Origin of the sequence: Roseburia sp. AF25-13LB, from assembly GCF_003478915.1 — a bacterium.
Lineage (GTDB): Bacteria > Bacillota > Clostridia > Lachnospirales > Lachnospiraceae > Roseburia_C > Roseburia_C amylophila.
In genome coordinates, this window is record NZ_QUFO01000006.1 from 89405 (window position 1) to 106486 (window position 17082).

The 17082-nt window shown below is 43.4% G+C and carries 19 protein-coding genes; 1 reads left to right on the forward strand and 18 read right to left on the reverse strand.

Annotated elements, in window-relative coordinates:
• Positions 1 to 368: 368 nt before the first annotated feature.
• The 14 genes from atpC to DWY37_RS10130 all read right to left on the reverse strand — a co-directional run bounded on the left by atpC (position 369) and on the right by DWY37_RS10130 (position 10707).
• The gene (gene atpC / locus DWY37_RS10065; RefSeq protein WP_022242845.1) at positions 369 to 776 is read right to left on the reverse strand and encodes an ATP synthase F1 subunit epsilon; all 408 of its coding nucleotides are present in this window, start codon (positions 774 to 776) and stop codon (positions 369 to 371) included.
• An 11-nt stretch (positions 777 to 787) separates the two neighbouring features.
• The gene (atpD, locus tag DWY37_RS10070; protein WP_117698881.1) at positions 788 to 2179 is read right to left on the reverse strand and encodes a F0F1 ATP synthase subunit beta; all 1392 of its coding nucleotides are present in this window, start codon (positions 2177 to 2179) and stop codon (positions 788 to 790) included.
• Between the two features lie 41 nt (positions 2180 to 2220).
• Positions 2221 to 3075 (reverse strand): ATP synthase F1 subunit gamma, encoded by an 855-nt coding sequence (gene atpG / locus DWY37_RS10075; protein WP_117698880.1) that lies wholly within the window; start codon positions 3073 to 3075, stop codon positions 2221 to 2223.
• 32 nt (positions 3076 to 3107) lie between these two features.
• Positions 3108 to 4613 (reverse strand): F0F1 ATP synthase subunit alpha, encoded by a 1506-nt coding sequence (gene atpA / locus DWY37_RS10080; RefSeq protein WP_117698879.1) that lies wholly within the window; start codon positions 4611 to 4613, stop codon positions 3108 to 3110.
• Positions 4610 to 5176, reverse strand: a complete 567-nt coding sequence (gene atpH, locus DWY37_RS10085; protein ID WP_117698878.1) for an ATP synthase F1 subunit delta — start codon at positions 5174 to 5176, stop codon at positions 4610 to 4612. Before atpH ends, atpA begins: the two co-directional genes overlap by 4 nt.
• Entirely contained in the window at positions 5164 to 5679 is a 516-nt protein-coding gene (atpF, locus tag DWY37_RS10090) for a F0F1 ATP synthase subunit B (RefSeq protein ID WP_117698877.1), read from the reverse strand. Before atpF ends, atpH begins: the two co-directional genes overlap by 13 nt.
• 48 nt (positions 5680 to 5727) lie before the next feature.
• On the reverse strand, positions 5728 to 5982 hold the full coding sequence (atpE, locus tag DWY37_RS10095; RefSeq protein WP_007890533.1) for an ATP synthase F0 subunit C: 255 nt from the start codon (positions 5980 to 5982) through the stop codon (positions 5728 to 5730).
• 25 nt (positions 5983 to 6007) lie between these two features.
• Entirely contained in the window at positions 6008 to 6694 is a 687-nt protein-coding gene (atpB, locus tag DWY37_RS10100; RefSeq protein ID WP_117698891.1) for a F0F1 ATP synthase subunit A, read from the reverse strand.
• Positions 6695 to 6773: 79 nt separating this feature from the next.
• Positions 6774 to 7181: a hypothetical protein gene (locus DWY37_RS10105; RefSeq protein WP_117698876.1), complete on the reverse strand. Its 408-nt coding sequence runs from the start codon at positions 7179 to 7181 to the stop codon at positions 6774 to 6776.
• Complete coding sequence (locus DWY37_RS10110; protein ID WP_118540777.1) at positions 7162 to 7416, reverse strand: AtpZ/AtpI family protein; 255 nt, start codon at positions 7414 to 7416, stop codon at positions 7162 to 7164. Before DWY37_RS10110 ends, DWY37_RS10105 begins: the two co-directional genes overlap by 20 nt.
• Before the next feature lie 232 nt (positions 7417 to 7648).
• Positions 7649 to 8134, reverse strand: coding sequence for a deoxycytidylate deaminase (locus DWY37_RS10115; RefSeq protein ID WP_022242836.1), 486 nt, complete (start codon positions 8132 to 8134; stop codon positions 7649 to 7651).
• 422 nt (positions 8135 to 8556) lie between these two features.
• Positions 8557 to 9186: a uracil phosphoribosyltransferase gene (gene upp, locus DWY37_RS10120; RefSeq protein ID WP_117698874.1), complete on the reverse strand. Its 630-nt coding sequence runs from the start codon at positions 9184 to 9186 to the stop codon at positions 8557 to 8559.
• Position 9187: 1 nt separating this feature from the next.
• Positions 9188 to 9646, reverse strand: a complete 459-nt coding sequence (locus tag DWY37_RS10125; protein WP_117698873.1) for an arsenate reductase/protein-tyrosine-phosphatase family protein — start codon at positions 9644 to 9646, stop codon at positions 9188 to 9190.
• Between the two features lie 11 nt (positions 9647 to 9657).
• Entirely contained in the window at positions 9658 to 10707 is a 1050-nt protein-coding gene (locus DWY37_RS10130; protein WP_117698872.1) for an L-threonylcarbamoyladenylate synthase, read from the reverse strand.
• 172 nt (positions 10708 to 10879) lie between these two features.
• On the opposite strand from DWY37_RS10130, the gene DWY37_RS10135 reads away from it, so the two are divergent.
• A complete protein-coding gene (locus tag DWY37_RS10135; RefSeq protein WP_118173597.1) occupies positions 10880 to 11920 on the forward strand; it encodes an aldose epimerase family protein in 1041 nt (346 codons plus the stop codon).
• Between the two features lie 86 nt (positions 11921 to 12006).
• Here the strand turns inward: DWY37_RS10135 and DWY37_RS10140 are convergent, their stop codons facing one another.
• From DWY37_RS10140 to DWY37_RS10155, 4 genes are all read right to left on the reverse strand, one after another.
• A complete protein-coding gene (locus DWY37_RS10140; protein WP_117841858.1) occupies positions 12007 to 12765 on the reverse strand; it encodes an N-acetylmuramoyl-L-alanine amidase in 759 nt (252 codons plus the stop codon).
• A gap of 226 nt (positions 12766 to 12991) precedes the next feature.
• Positions 12992 to 14809 (reverse strand): glycosyl hydrolase family 18 protein, encoded by a 1818-nt coding sequence (locus DWY37_RS10145; RefSeq protein ID WP_199650048.1) that lies wholly within the window; start codon positions 14807 to 14809, stop codon positions 12992 to 12994.
• A 359-nt stretch (positions 14810 to 15168) separates the two neighbouring features.
• Positions 15169 to 15729: a hypothetical protein gene (locus tag DWY37_RS10150; protein WP_118087993.1), complete on the reverse strand. Its 561-nt coding sequence runs from the start codon at positions 15727 to 15729 to the stop codon at positions 15169 to 15171.
• 6 nt (positions 15730 to 15735) lie between these two features.
• Positions 15736 to 17019: a serine/threonine protein kinase gene (locus DWY37_RS10155; RefSeq protein WP_158564747.1), complete on the reverse strand. Its 1284-nt coding sequence runs from the start codon at positions 17017 to 17019 to the stop codon at positions 15736 to 15738.
• Between the last annotated feature and the right edge of the window lie 63 nt (positions 17020 to 17082).

The window sequence follows — 17082 nt, forward strand, 5'->3', positions numbered from 1 at the left end:
CTGTTTCTTCATCCTTTTCATTCTGTTTGAAATTCATTATATAGCTTTCCCCTATGGTATGGTATAAATATTTTCTTAAATTATTATAAACTATGTAGAAACCTTTCTTAAAACATATCCCCCTTTTTCACTCTACTAGAAAACAGTTTCCTGTAAGGGAAACAAAGAATGTGCCTCGGCACATTCTCGCGCCTGCGGCGGTCGCTTGCGACATCTACCTTATACGCCGCAGTGTGCATCCTCGCGGAGCGTTTTTTACTTTACAGGAAAGTAATTTCCTGTAAAGTAAAAAATACCCTCTCTGCCGGTTTCTACGGTAAAGAGGGTATCTTCCTTACATCATATTTTATCTTTTGTATACACCGTTTTTAGTGTTTCACTTCAATTCGCACCAACGCCTTACGCAATGCAAATTCCGCACGAAGCATATCTGTATCTGCAGCCTTAGCTGCAATACGGGCTTCGGCACGCTCTTTTGCTGCCTCGGCACGCTTCTCATCGATTTCATCCGGCCACTCGGCAATCTCTGCCAGCAGTGTTACCTTATCGCCCAAAATCTCTGCAAAGCCTGCATGAACCGCAGCTTCTTTTACATCTTCGCCATTGGTAATGGTCACAACACCGGGAGCAAGCACCGTTGTCAGCGGAATGTGGTCCGGATAGACACCGATTTCTCCTTCTGTTGTATTGAATTCTATCATGGTTGCTTCCCCGGTATAAAAGATTCTCTCCGGGGTAATGATTTCTACCTCAAATGCTTTCTTCTCGTCTGCCATGGCTTCACCCCTTACTTCATACGGGCACGTACTTCGTCAATACTTCCGGCATTCAGGAAATAGCTCTCCGGTACATCATCATGCTTTCCTTCTAAGATTTCACGGAAGCCGCGGATGGTCTCGGCTACCGGTACATATTTTCCATCAAGACCGGTAAACTGGGTTGCTACGAAGAATGGCTGTGACAAGAAACGCTGTACTTTTCTTGCACGGCTTACTACCAGCTTGTCCTCTTCTGACAGCTCATCCATACCAAGGATTGCAATAATATCCTGTAATTCTTTATATTTCTGAAGAATCTCCTGTACTCCACGGGCTACCTCAAAATGCTCCTGTCCTACGATACGAGGGTCAAGGATTCTGGATGTAGAACCAAGTGGGTCTACTGCCGGATAAATACCAAGCTCTACGATAGAACGATCCAGTACAGTAGTGGCATCCAGATGGGCAAATGTAGTTGCCGGAGCCGGATCAGTAAGGTCATCCGCCGGTACATAGACTGCCTGAACGGATGTAATGGAACCATTCTTGGTAGAAGTGATACGCTCCTGCAATGCACCCATCTCAGTCTGTAAGGTCGGCTGATATCCTACTGCGGAAGGCATACGTCCTAACAGTGCGGATACCTCAGAACCTGCCTGTGTGAAACGGAAAATGTTATCAATGAATAACAGTACATCCTTTCCACCTTTATCACGGAAATACTCCGCCATGGTAAGTCCGGTAAGACCTACACGCATACGTGCTCCAGGCGGCTCGTTCATCTGACCGAATACCATGGTGGTCTTATCAATAACTCCGGATTCCTTCATTTCATAATAAAGGTCATTTCCCTCACGGGTACGCTCACCTACACCGGTAAATACGGAATATCCACCATGCTCGGTTGCGATATTATGAATCAGCTCCTGAATCAATACGGTTTTTCCTACTCCTGCACCACCGAAAAGTCCGATTTTTCCACCCTTCTGGTAAGGGCAGAGAAGGTCAACAACCTTGATTCCTGTCTCTAACATTTCTGTAGAAGTTGCCTGTTCATCAAAGCTTGGTGCTTTCCGGTGAATCGGCATATATTCCACATCCTGTGGTGGAGCCTCATTGTCAATTGGCTCGCCTAATACGTTAAACATTCTGCCTAAGGTATGCTCGCCTACCGGCACGGAAATCGGTGCACCGGTTGCTTCTGCATCCATACCACGGATTAATCCGTCGGTAGGTCCCATGGCAATACAACGTACGACATCATCTCCTAAATGCTGTGATACCTCTACTACCAGAACTTCACCATTTTTTCTGGTAATACGGATTGCTTCATTGATTGCCGGAAGCTTTCCTTCGGTAAATTTAATATCCAATACAGCACCTATTATCTGAGTGATTTTTCCAATATTTGTTTCTGCCATCTTTTTCTATCACTCCTTATTCTCTATTCTTATGAATATGATCAGGAAATTGCCGATGCTCCGGCTATAATCTCTGTCAGCTCCTGTGTAATAGAACCCTGACGGGCACGATTATACTTCAGTGACAGGTCACTAATCATATCCTCTGCGTTGCTGGTTGCAGAATCCATTGCCTGCATTCTTGCACCATTTTCACTGGCTACTGCTTCTACCAGTGCTCCATAAAGAAGGCTCGTTACATACTTTGGTATGATTAAATTAAGCGCCTCCTCCTGGTTTGGTTCATAATTCATCAGCACATTGTCTTCTTCCTGCTCCGGCATATCTTCGATATCCACCGGAAGAAGCTTGATTAATTTCGGCTCATGTACCACCGTATTCTTAAAATGTGTATAAGCAAGGTAAATTTCGCCAACTTCACCTTTTTCATAGGCTGCCAGCACTTCCCTTGCCAATGCGGACGCCTCATCATAAGTCGGTGCCTCTATCAGCTCCGGAAGTCCCTTTACAATGGAATATCCCTTATGTTCTAAGGACTCTCTTCCCTTATTACCAACTGCATAAATGGAAAGCCTGTCCTTTGGAAGGTCACTCTCTGTAATCAGCTTTACGACATTCGCATTATAGCCTCCTGCCAGTCCACGGTTCGAGGTAATTACAATCACTGCCTTCTGCTCGGAATCTTTCCCGGTAAGGTACGGGTGATTGATGGAACCGCTCTTTGCCAGCATGGAAGTTACGGTCTGATACATATAATTAAAATACGGATTTGCCTGTTCTGCATGTCCCTTCGCTTTCTGCAGTTTTACGGTAGAAACAAGCTTCATGGCCTTTGTAATCTGCTGTGTGCTGGAAATACTGCTTTTGCGCCGCTTTATATCACGCATGGACGCCATAGTCTCTCACCGCCTTTTACCATATTACATGCCTATTTGAAATCTTTCTTACATGCTTCAATTGCTGTAATTAATTTCTGCTCTGTTTCTTCGTCTAACTGTTTTGTTTCACGAATGGATTCAAAAATCTCCGGATACTTGGTATCAATCAGTTCTAACAATGCTTTTTCAAATGACAGAATCTCATCCACCGGAATATCCAGTAAATATTTCTTGGTTGCAGCATAGATAATTGCTACCTGTTTTTCCACCGGCATCGGCTGATACTGTGGCTGTTTCAACATTTCACGGATTCTTTCACCCTGTGCTAATTTCTCTTTGGTATCAGCATCCAGCTCGGAACCAAACTGTGCAAATGCTGCCAGCTCACGATACTGTGCCAGCTCTACTCGGATTGGTGCTGCAATCTTCTTGATTGCCTTAATCTGCGCAGCTCCACCAACCCGGGATACGGAAAGTCCTGCATTGATTGCCGGACGGAAACCAGCGTTAAACATATCTGTTTCCAGATAAATCTGACCGTCTGTAATGGAAATTACGTTGGTCGGAATGTATGCGGATACGTCTCCCGCCTGTGTCTCGATAATCGGCAGTGCAGTCAGGGAACCTCCACCCAAAGCATCGGAAAGTCTTGCTGCACGCTCTAATAATCTGGAATGCAGATAGAATACGTCTCCCGGATAAGCCTCACGTCCTGGTGGTCTCTTAAGCAGCAAGGAAAGGGTACGGTATGCAGCAGCATGTTTACTCAAATCGTCATAAACGATTAATACATCCTCTCCGTTCTCCATCCACTCTTCACCAATTGCACATCCTGCATACGGTGCAATATACTGTAATGGTGCCAGCTCACTTGCTGTTGATACAACAACTGTGGTATAGCTTAATGCACCGAATTCTTCTAATGTTTTTACCAGGGATGCTACGGTAGATGCTTTCTGACCGATGGCAACGTAAATACATTTTACGCCCTGTCCCTTCTGGTTAATGATGGTATCAATTGCAATTGCCGTCTTACCGGTCTGCTTATCTCCGATGATAAGCTCACGCTGTCCACGTCCAATCGGCACCATGGAATCGATTGCCTTAATACCGGTCTGTAATGGTGTATCTACAGATTTTCTGGAAATAACACCGGATGCCACACGTTCAATCTGGCGGTATTTCTCCGTCTCAATCGGTCCTTTTCCATCAATCGGCTGACCCAGCGCATTTACTACTCGTCCCAGTAATGCATCTCCGACCGGAACCTCTACTACACGTCCGGTGGTCTTTACGGTATCACCTTCGTTGATGGAACGCTTATCTCCTAACAGAACCGCACCTACATTATCTTCCTCTAAGTTCAGCACCATTCCATATACTTCGCCCGGGAATTCCAAAAGTTCTCCCTGCATTGCATTTTCAAGGCCGTGAATTCGTGCAATTCCATCTGCCACCTGAATGACAGTTCCTACGTCTGCCACTTCCAACTGGGATGCATACCGCTCGATCTGCTCTTTGATAACGGAACTGATTTCTTCTGGTTTCAATTTCATGAAGCGGTTTCACCTACTTTCAACTGTATTTTGGATAATTCACTGGTTAGCTTCTGCAGCCTGGTTTTGATACTGCTGTCCACTACCCTGTCTTTTATGCGGATGACCATTCCTCCAATGAGTGATGCATCCACCTCATAATTCATTTCAATTTCTACATAATGTGTGGTTTCTAATAGTTTCTTTACGATTTCGTCTTTCTGCTGCATTGACAGCTCTATCGCAGAAATGACATATGCCGTTCCGATATTTTTATATTCTTTTACGGAATCCACAAAACATGCAAATACGCTTTCCATATCTTTAAAGTGGTCTTTTTCTATCAGCTGGCACATCAATCCCACGATCTCGTCCGCGGTCTTTCCCTTGAATATGTTTTCAATAATCTGAAGCTTCTCTTCTTTTACAATCTGTGGATGATTCATCAATTTTGCCAGTTCCTCATTCTCATGGAGAATCTCAAGAAGTGCTTTCGCATCTTCTAACCAGGCATCTTCACATCCCTTTTCCACGGCGAGTTCAAACAATGCATCTGCGTATGTTTTGGAAACTAATTTTGCCATGTTGTATCACCCATCTCTTTCAAGGTTTCTTCCACGAGGGCATCCTGTATTGTTGTATCAATGGATGCGGCTACCACTTTGCCTGCCATCATAGATGCAATTTCTATCATTTCCTGTTTCATCTCATCCATCACGCGTTTTTTCTCCAGTTCTGCCTCTTCATTGGCACGCCGGATAATCCGCGCAGCCTCTTCCTTTGCCTCGCCAATGATGCGGTTCTCATTGCGCAGGGCTTTGGTTCTGGCTTCACTTAAGATAACCTCCGCCTCTTTATCGACGTTCTTAAGCTTCTCTTCATACTGCTGTCTTAATTCTGCTGCTTCTGCCTGGTCGCTTGCCGCAGATTCCAGTTCCGTCTTTATCTTCTCCTGACGTCCCTTTAACATCTTACGAACCGGCTCGAAAAGGTTATAAGACATTACGGTAAACAATACGAAAACGGATATCGCCATAAGGATGGTATCATGCAATAACTGAAAATCAAGATTAAATAATCTGGTCATTTTCTTCCTGCTGTGCCTCCTTTCTTTTCGTAATCATTTCTTCGCACTTTATACCAGTGGTTTTACGAAAAGCAGAAGCATTGCAATCAACAGACCATAAAGACCGGTAGTCTCTGCTACTGCCTGTCCAAGAAGCATGGTTGACATAATATCTCCTTTTGCTCCCGGGTTACGGCCTACAGCTGCTGCTGCGTGTCCTGCTGCAATACCCTGTCCAATACCAGGTCCGATACCTGCGATAACTGCAAGTCCTGCACCAATTGCTGAGCATGCTAAAATTAAATCCTGTCCTGTAATGTTCATAATTATAAATCCTCCTTATACTGTTCTATTCTGTTTCCATCTGCTGGTTCACATATGTCATAGTCAACATACAGAATACATACGTCTGAATTGCTCCTGAGAACAAATCAAAGTACACATGAAGCGCTGCCGGCCAGACAATTGCAATCTTGGACAACAGTCCATAGACCAATGCCATCATTACGGTTCCTGATAATACGTTTGCAAACAAACGAAGTGACAGGGAAATCGGCACGGCAATCTCGCTGATGATATTGATTGGCAGCCACAGTGGCAGCCATGGTGGTAACGGCGAACACATATCTTCCCAGATTTTCTTTGGTTTCTGGTACTTTATCTGGCAGATATGGATCAGCGAAAAGGTGATAAGTCCCAACGCCAGTGTCGTTCCATAATCTGCGGTAGGCGGTCTTAGCCCGAATAATCCAGATATATTACTCATGAGAATAAAGATAAAAATGGTGCTGATGTAATTCACCAGCTTCGGTGCATTTTTCCCCATGACACCGTCAACCACGCCATCTAATTTTTCCACCATAAGTTCTACTACATTCTGAAATCCGCCCGGTACCTCCGTTGCCGCTTTCATCTTATGCTTTACAATAAATGAAAAGGCAATCAGTATCAGCATGATTATCAGAATACATACATGAGAAGTAGTAATCCATACCTCATGTCCGAAAATCTTATAGGAAAACAGTCCATGAATCATAAAATCTATATCCTGGGCACCCGCTGCTAAAATTCCGTTATCCACGCTTTCACCTCCTTATATTATATTTTTCTTCACCCTAAGAAGATTCATCACCTCTCCCTAAAAGTTTTAAAATTACTTTATGTGTAAAGGGTTGAACGTAAGCTCCAACCTTCAATCCCATTACTCCCACAAATGCTACCATCACATTGCCTATTTCAAAGTATGCCGTAACAAAAAAGACTGCTACAACTACGAGATACCGCAGCACATACTGCAATGCGATCCGTCTTGTCCTTCCGGATTCTGCCATATCCATACTGTCCCGCAGAACCACTGCCATATGGACTGCCATTCCGATTGCGGTTGCTGCTCCAATCAGAAGGCCGATGGAATATCCCAATTTGTCCTTTACAAACCAGATACCGGTAAATTCCACCACAATTTCGTATATAAGGATTCCCAGAATCAATTCCGGTAATGCATCATTTATCCTTTTTAACATCTGATTTAACCTTTCCCGTGTCTTTTTTCTGCCAAAGCCTCTGTGCCATCCGGTAACAATTTTGGAATCCCGCTGCCGCACCAAGGAAAAAGAGCAGAATCACCAGCCACGGATGTCCATATCTTTGATAAATAAAAACCCCGAGTCCAATACACAAAAAAATAGGAACTATCATGTTGATACCGAACTGCATGATTAAAATCAAGGAATCATACATTTTATTTCTGTTCTTCATGAATAGCTCCTTCCCTTACATTTTCGTGAAACGCTCTGCAAATACTAAGCTCATTATATCATTTTTTCATAAATTGTCTATAAACATTTTATGAAAAATGTCTATAAATCAGCTTTATCATTTTACAATTTTACATAATTTTAACAAATATTACCAGTGGGTTTTTCCTGCACCTTCGTCATTTGTTCAATTGGTTGTAAACCTCTGCCATTGTTCGTTATTTCTCCAGTCGTTACAAGGTAATATTTATTTCCCGGTTGGTGTGGGTGTACTGATAGTAGCGCACGCCTGCCGCATCTAACATCCTTTTGGAAGCAATAACTGCCGGTGTATTCTGATACTTGTCACTGTCATATACGATAGTCTTGATTCCAGCCTGAATGATTGCCTTGGCGCACTCATTACAAGGGAACAGGGACACATACATTTTCGCTCCCTCCAACGAACCGCCACGGTAATTTAAAATTGCATTTAATTCGCTGTGGGTAGTATAGAAATATTTATTTTCCAGGGGTGCTCCTTCTCTCACCCACGGAAATTCATCATCGGAGCAGCCCTTCGGCAGTCCGTTGTATCCCATGGAAAGGATCTTGTTATCCTCACTGACAATGCAGGCTCCCACCTGTGTATTCGGGTCCTTGGAGCGCATTCCGGATAACATTGCCACGCCCATAAAATATTCATCCCAACTAATATAGTCTTCCCGTTTCTGGCTCATTTTATTTCCTCCTTGCTGCGGTTTTTCTGTTGCTATTTTACCATATTTTTTTATGGTTTTATACGGTTTCTGTGAGATTTTTACGGAAATGACACAGTTCTTAGCTGAATAAAGTACTTGCCGGGGCGAAGCCCGCTTCCTTCACTTGGGATACATGATAAAGGCTGTTAGGGGCACTTGGAATTTCGCCTGTTTCTAGGCAACACCGGCACAGGGATGTGCCGGTGAGGTGCAGATGAACATGGATGTGAATTTGCACCGGTTGCCGGAATAGACTGTATCTTTTTCGAAATTCTTAGTGTCCCTTGCAGGCTTTATGCCGTATTCAAAGTGAAGGATGTGGACTGCGCCAGACAGTAATGTAAAAAAGGTTCTCAAGCCTTTCAACTTAAGAACCCTTCACATTTCATATATCTTCGAACTTATTTTGTTCCGAATATTCTGTCTCCTGCATCACCAAGTCCTGGTACAATATAGCAGTGCTCATTCAATTTCTCATCTAATGCTCCGATATAAATGTCTACGTCCGGATGTGCTTCTTGCATTGCCTTTACGCCCTCTGGCGCTGCAATGATACACATAAAGCGGATGTTCTTTACACCTCTGTCTTTTAACATCTGGATGGCTGCTATAGAAGAACCACCGGTTGCCAGCATCGGATCTACAACAAATACTTCACGCTCATCGCAATCCTCCGGAAGCTTGCAGTAATATTCTACCGGTTTTAATGTCTGTGGGTCACGGTAAAGTCCGATGTGTCCGACTTTTGCTGCAGGAATCATTGCAAGCATTCCGTCTACCATTCCAAGACCTGCACGCAAGATTGGTATCACTGCCAGTTTCTTTCCTTTTAACTCTTTTACAGTTGTCCTGCAGATTGGAGTCTCGATTTCGATATCGGTAAGTTTCAAATCCCTGGTTGCCTCGTAGCACATTAACATAGCGATTTCGCTGATTAATGTACGGAACTCCTTAGAACCCGTTTCTTTTCTTCTTATCCAGCCGATTTTATGCTGAATCAGTGGATGATCCATTACAAATACTTTTGACATATCATTCTCCTTCGTTTAATAATTTCACTAATTTTTTTATACTCTTATTCATGGTCTCAAAGCAAAGCCCGTATGACTGAAGTGTGCCGCCGTAAGGATCTAAGATTTCCAGTTCATCCCCTACTAACTCCGTCAGTACCTGGACATTTTCTTCCTTCGCCTCCGGAAACATTTCCAATAATTTCTGTCTCTGCTGTGCTTCCATTGTAAGCACCAATGTATCTTCGCCAAAATCCCCTGCTGTAATCTGGCTTGACATAAAACCTTCCATGTTAATGCCATTGCTTATCATAACAGCTTCTGCCTTCTGATTCAGTGGTTCCGGGAATAATACCACAAGGCCTCTCACCAGCACTTCTACCGGATGATTCAGGGAATATTCCCGAAAAATACCGGCCGCCATGGGTGCCCTGCATGTTCCGCTTTCTGCCACGAATACAATGCGATTGTATGGCTTCATAAAAACCTCCTCTAAACTGTAATCACCTGATGTCCTGCAGCCTTCAGCAGACGATTCATAATTGCCTGCCCAATACGCGGAGTTGCAAAACTCTCAGAGTAAATAATATCTACTTCTTTCTCATCAAAGTCCCGCAACAGTTTATACAAATGCTTTGCAATTGCATCCTCATCACTGCGTGCACCAATACTTACCACTTCGCCTTCCGGATAACGGTCTATCGTTTCGTCTGTTCCGATGATTCCTACCTTCTTCCCCAGTAGAACCGCTTCCTTTGTCAAAGCATTAATCTTTGCTACTACCTTCTCTTCTTCTCCATCTACCAGAATCAAATCTGCTTTCGGTGCATAATGCTTATATTTCATTCCCGGTGCTTTCGGCTTCTGCAGCGAATCCGAAGCAATAATTCCAGGATCCATTTTCACTTCCCCGATTACCTTTTCTAACATTTTCGGTGTAATATAGCCCGGTCTTAAAATCATTGGTATGTCTTCTGTCAGATCAACAATCGTGGATTCAATTCCAATTCCCACAGGACCCCCATCCAGTATCATCGGAATTCTGCCATCCATATCAAATGCTACATGCTCTGCCAGAGTCGGACTCGGTTTACCGGATGTATTGGCACTCGGTGCCGCAATATATCCACCGCTTCTCCTGATCAGTTCCAGTGCAACCGGGTGATTTGGCATGCGGACTGCCACCGTATCCATCCCCCCTGTAGTTTCATATGGAACCTTATCATTCTTGCGCACAATCATGGTCAGCGGGCCCGGCCAGAATGCATCTGCAAGTTTCTTTGCTTCTTCCGGCATCTCCTGTGCGATTTTCTCCATGTCTGAAAATTCTGCCACATGGACAATCAAAGGATTATCAGATGGTCTTCCCTTTGCCGCATAAATTTTCTTCGATGCCTCTGCACTCAGTGCATCTGCGCCCAGTCCATATACCGTCTCAGTTGGAAATGCCACCAGCCCTCCATCCCGGATAATTGCGGCTGCACGTTCCAGTGCTTCTGTATCCATATTATTCTGATCTATTTTTATCACTTCTGTTTTCATAACGCCTATTATATCACGTTCCCTTTATGTGTTCAAGAACTGGAATTGTTTTCAAAATCCATTTCCATCGAAAATCGAAAACACCCGAAAACCGCACTTCCTACTTGCTATGTAGCCCTAAGTGTGGCATAATCAGTATGTTCACTAGAATATTATGGAAAGGAGTTTCCAGATGAAAATTACAAAAAGCGAATTTGGCATGACCAAAGATAATAAGCCGATTTCCCTTTATACTATTGAAAATGCATCCGGTGCTTCCGTTACACTTTCGGATTATGGATGTCGTATTATTAAGATTATGGTTCCGAATAAAGAGGGAAAACTGACCGATGTAATTTTAGGCTTAATGAATGCCGATGAGTATCTTGCTGATGATGCCAGCCTGGGAGCTGTTGTCGGTCGATGCGCCAACCGTATCGCCAAAGGGCACTTTACCTTAAATGATAAAGAATACAATCTTGCCATTAATAATGGGCCAAACCACCTGCATGGTGGTCCTACGGGATTTGGTCAGCGTGTATGGACCGGAAAAATTACAGATGATAAAGTTACTTTTACCCGCATTTCTCCGGATGGAGAAGAAGGTTATCCGGGTAACCTTACAGTTTCCGTTACCTACGGATGGTCTGAAGACAATGAATTATCTATTGTTTACGATGCAGCCTGTGATCAGGATACTGTATTCTCTGTTACCAGCCATGGTTATTTCAATCTGAATGGGGAAGGAAACGGTACCGTATTAGATCAGGAATTACGCATTGATGCAGATGCGATTACAGAACTGGATGACACACAGTGTCCTACCGGTGCATTTCTCTCTGTGGAGGGAAGCCCATTTGATTTCCGTGAGATGAAGAAAATCGGTGACGGCATTCACTGTGACAATGCCCAGTTAAAATTAGGTGGTACTTACGACCATAACTTTGTAATCAACGGGGATGGCTTAAGAGAGGCGGCTGTTTTACAGTCTAAGGAAAGCGGCATACGGATGACCTGCTTTACCGACCAGCCGGGTGTACAGCTCTATGTCCCTTGTTATACCCTTCATCAGAAAGGAATTGATGGCAAAGATTATCCGCCATATTCCGCAGTATGTTTAGAGACACAGCATTATCCAAATGCAATTAATATCGAACATTTCCCTTCTGTTGTTTTAAAAGCAGGCGAGAATTTCCGTTCCAAGACACTCTATCATTTTTCTGTGATGGGCTAAACCCGGAAAAAATATAAGAACGCAAAAGATTCCAGACCATTATGGCTGGAATCTTTTTTGTAATCTTTCTTTATTTCTGATGCATTTCAATGCTGTTTCACTTTCTGTTTTTCTGTATCTGCAGTCTCATTACTCATGCCGGCTTCTTCTGTATCTGCTGTTTCATTGCCCAGACAGTCTAGAATTCCATCTGCAATAGCTTCTGCCACTGCCTCCTGATATTCCCCGGTAGATAATTTCGCGGCCTCCTCAGAATTACTTAAGAAGCCGCATTCTACGATTACCGTAGGATATGCCGTTTTTTTCAGGAGATAATAACTCTCATTGGCTTTTGCTTCCCGCTTATTTTCCGTATCCAGATGCGACCGCAGGCTTTCCTGCATAATCCCGGCAATTTTTCTGCCCTCCTCGGACTGTCCAAAATAGAAGCACTGAGCTCCGCTTATGGACTCTTCCGTATAACTGTTCTGATGGACACTTATGGTAAATAACGGCTTCGCCTCATCAATCAGCCGGCAGCGGTTACGCATATCTGCCACCTTTTTGCTGCCGCTCTCCCCTTTATCAAGACTTTCGTCTGTCTCCCGGGTCAGAATCACTGTTATATTTTCTTTTTCCAGACGGGCTTTTACCTTCTTTGCAATGGCAAGGTTAATGTCCTTTTCCAGTTCGCCGTGAATCCCGATTTTGCCCGGGTCATCACCGCCATGGCCTGCGTCCACAACGATACATGGCTTTTCTTCTGCTGCCCGCATGCTGCTTACCAGCACTGCTCCTTCTTTTGATAACAGGCATACTGCCACCAGTAGAAGAACTGCCATATATAATTCCATTCTTTTTTTCAAACCACACTTCCTAATTTTTTTCTTTATAATAAATATGAAAGTGCCGGCTCAATTATCCTGTTTTATCTGTTAATCTACTTTAAACTTCGCAATTTCTTCGGTAATCTCTACTACAATCCGTTTCAGTTCCTGTCCGGCTTCCACTACTTTGTCGCCATCCTTGGAGAATTCTTCGGAAATATCCATAACAACTTTTTCACGGGCCTCTCCTTTGCGGTTTTACACTTTAGTTATTTGTATATTTTATAATGGTATCCCAGATGCTGTCTGTCTCAAAGCCAAGCTTCCAGAAAGATATTCCCGCAAGTTTATTTGACTTCATGACTTCTAACTTCTTCTCAAGAGAAGTTGCGTCTTCTATCCAGACTTTATAGGTAACCCCATCATTTACATATTCTGCATAATTCTGCCCATCTTCTTCCGACCAGGTCGGCGTTGCTCCATTTAATTCCAGACGTTTCTGTACCGTATCCATACCAACAGCTTCGCTGGTCAAATCATATGGTACATAATCCTCTGCTGCTGCAGCTGTTGTATCTTCTTCATCATCTGCCTTTGGTGTCTCTGCCCATATTCTTGTATAGAACGGACATCCCAGAATGATCTGGTCTGCAGGTACTTCCTTTAAGGTATCGGCTACTCCGTTGGTTACAAATCCAATGGATGCAACAGATCCTTCATCTGAACCGGCATAATGCTCATCATATCCCATAATCACTACATAATCAGCAAAATTTGCCTGTTCTTCCCGGTCATAAAATGCGGTATAAGCACTCGGCACATAGTTGTCCACGGATAATACCACGCCGTTGTTTGCACATTTTAAGGAAAGTTCGCGGATAAACTGGATATAGCTGTCTCCTACTGCTTCACTGTTTAAGGATTCAAAATCCAGATTGATTCCATCCAAATCGTACTGGATTGCTGCTGAAATAATCTGATTGACCAGATACTGTCTGGTAGAGGTATGGGTCAGAACAGCAGCTGTGTCCACTTCTTTATTTTCAAGATTGCTTACCAGTCCCCAGACCTCAATATTATTCTGATGGCAGTAGTTTACATAATCCAGCGATGCAAGGTTTGCAATGTTACCGTTATTATCATTTAAGTAGAACCAGGTCGGTGCGATTACATTGATTCCTTTGGTATTCTGCAATACCGTTGCAATGGTGCTGTTGGCATCCTTTGTTGTCACCTGATGCCATGCCATTTCTATGGTAAAGTCCTTGGAAATATGGGTAAATTCCGGCTCTGTAAAATCATTGTTCAAGGTTTCAGTGGTTACTTTTCCTACGAACTTATTCTTAAGGTATCCGATAACACCATCTTCTGTCATGGCTTTGGTCCAGCTGTCACCTGCATCCAAAATTGTCAGGGTCTCACCTTTTTCTAAGTCTTTCACGATCGGACTCTTGATACCGCCCTTTAAACGAAGCTGTGTTGCCTTCTTCGCCGGTGCTGTATCCACATCCCCCCACACGGTATTGATTACGGTACGATTCGGGCCTTCATATACTTCGTGGGTAATATTGGTATACTGCTCTACGAAATCAAGTGCAAGATACATGGTATTGCTGTCATTCCGGACAATTGTATAATCTGCACTCTGGTTTTCCTTCCCTACCTGATAAGTATTGCTGCCTGCTGCCACGGTAACGAGATTATCAGGCAGTGTATAAAGCAATACATTTTCATTGGCATCCCAGTAAAAACGGTCATTGAAGCGGTCATGTACCGTTTCATAATCCACATATACTTCGCCGTCTATATATTTGCCTGGTGTCTCTAACACTTCATGATCCACCACCAGCGAAATATCATCATCCGCCTGTAAATGATAATATTCTGTCATATCCTGATGCTCTTTACTCGGAATATATTTCTGAATGATTTTCGTTCCTACGGCAATCAGCAACACCAGTAATATCAATACGATTACCACAATAACCGGTGCTAATTTCGTGTTTTTTCTGTTCCGTCTGCAGTTCCTGTTTCTATTTCTATTTCCATTTGTCGGTCTGTTCGTTCGCTGCGTTCTCTCCAAGCCTGCGTCCTCCTGTACTTTACTGTTCTATTTTCTTATGGTTTTCCATTTTTGTTTTCTTTGCCATAAGCATACGTCATTGGTGGGAAAATTTCAAGTAAAAACCACCTGGAAACACGCTTTGCGAATTTCCCGCGTAAAAAGAGGCACAGACTATAATTTTTGTCTGTGCCTCTTACCTTTCTTTTTCTTTACATTGTGCTGCATTCTGCAGCGGTGTGAGTAAGCATTCAGGGTAACCTTCTCACATCAAAAGCATATATTTCTATTTATTCATCTTTTTTTGTTTTTGGTTTCTGTTAAATTTACATGCCTGCTTTCTACTTTCCTTTTCCAAAAGGATAAGCGTTCGTGATATGTTAAACTAAAGTTTTTAAAAACAGGCGCTCTGCTTCTTTTAAATGAAGCGGGTCCTCCATAAAAGGAAGGGTATGGATTGGTATGCGGTATTGTTTCTGAAAATCTTTTTTATCTTTTTTCATCCCAAACTGTGCCAGAAACGTCACGTTATCCAAATACTTTTCCTCTTCCCATATGACGGACATAAAATACTCTAATTCCTTTCGTTTCCATGGACTTAAGGAAACCAGAATCAGCTTCCGGTCACAGCGCAAGAATTCCCGACGAATCCTGTAAAACTCACTTCCACCGTCTATGATGTAATATTCATAGCCCTGTCGGATATATTCCGGCATATTATCACTTCCCGCATTTGCAAAATAGTGTTTTCTGTCCGGCCGCCCCCATTTACCCTGCTGCTGTTTCTGCAGTTCTTCCAATTCGTGATTTCCACTTAATTCCACCAATGCCGTGTGACTTTTCAGGCAGTCCGCACAGTAATGGGTCAGCGCAGTGCACAGATGCGTCACACCCACGCCCTGCTGCACACCAAATATTCCGATACTTTTTCTTTCTTCCATGGTTTGTTATCTTCTCCCTTCTTTCGAAAGCATTTGTGTGAAGAATGCTTCCTTTTCTCTGCCACCATCAAATGGCATTGTGTCCCTCGGATAACAGTACACTTCTCTTCCGATGAAAGCTGCAAATTCTCTCGCCTCCATGGGGCTACTGTGATTACAGATAATTTTAAGATTTGGTACACAACGTAACGTTTGCCAGGCTTTCATGGAAGCCTCCCGCTTCCACAAAGACAGATTCACTACGAGTACTGTAATCTCAGCCTCTTCCATGCAGGCTTCTTCCACTGCAGCTCCATAATCGAAAATGAGTGTATCTTCCCCGCTGCCGATAGACTCACTTCCCCGGAAATTCCGGCAGATGACGATATCTTCTTCGCACTCTGCCTCACGGCTCCGCCCAATTTGTTCCACCACATTACTTATCTTTTCCCTCTTTTCGGACTGAATTTCCCGATACAGGGCATTTGCGCCCCCCGCATTAAAAAATGAAGTCAGTGCAATGGCTATATGGGTGGTTCCGACTCCGGATTCTGCCCCCACAACAGATATGCTTTTTAAGAGATGCTCTTTCCGATTCCCCTTCTGCTTTAACGCACGGGTCAGTGCCTGTTGTAATTCCCCGGCGCTTTTGTAACGCTTGTTTGGATTTTTTCTTGTGGCTTTTTGTGCGATATGCCGGAATGCCGGGCTGCTTTTGTGGGAATGCTTCTTAATATAAAGTGAAAAAATAGCCCCGATTGCATAAATATCGCTTGCCGTATGCAGTTCATATTCCCCGTACTGCTCCGGTGCCGCAAAACCTTTTGTTCCATAGTTCTGATAATTTTTTCCACGACTGGTAATATATGATGCAATTCCAAAATCGATTAATTTTACCTGATTCCCACATACTATAATGTGTGACGGTTTTAAATCCTGATGTAATACCGGAAATGGTTTCTGGCTGTGCAGGAATGAAACGATTCCGCAAAGCTGTATGCCAATCTGTATCATATACTCCTGGGAAACTGACGTATTCCAAAGCAACTTCTCTAACGATTCCCCTTCAACATATTCCTCAATGATATAATAAAAGGCTTCGTCTTCCTCTATATCATATACAATTGGAATTCCGGGATGTCGTAACTTAGCGAGAATGTTCGCTTCAGAAAGAATTGAAGACGGCATAGAACGTGTCTTTGAAATACACTTTATTGCACGATATGTCTCCAACTTCAGATGTCTGGCAAGATACACCTTTCCTGCTGCGCCGCTTCCTAACTCCGACAACAGCTCGTATCTGTCAAACAAAATTTGTGTTTCTATATGTTCCGCCCCTTCCTTCTTTCAAAGGAACCGGAACGCATCTCTTGG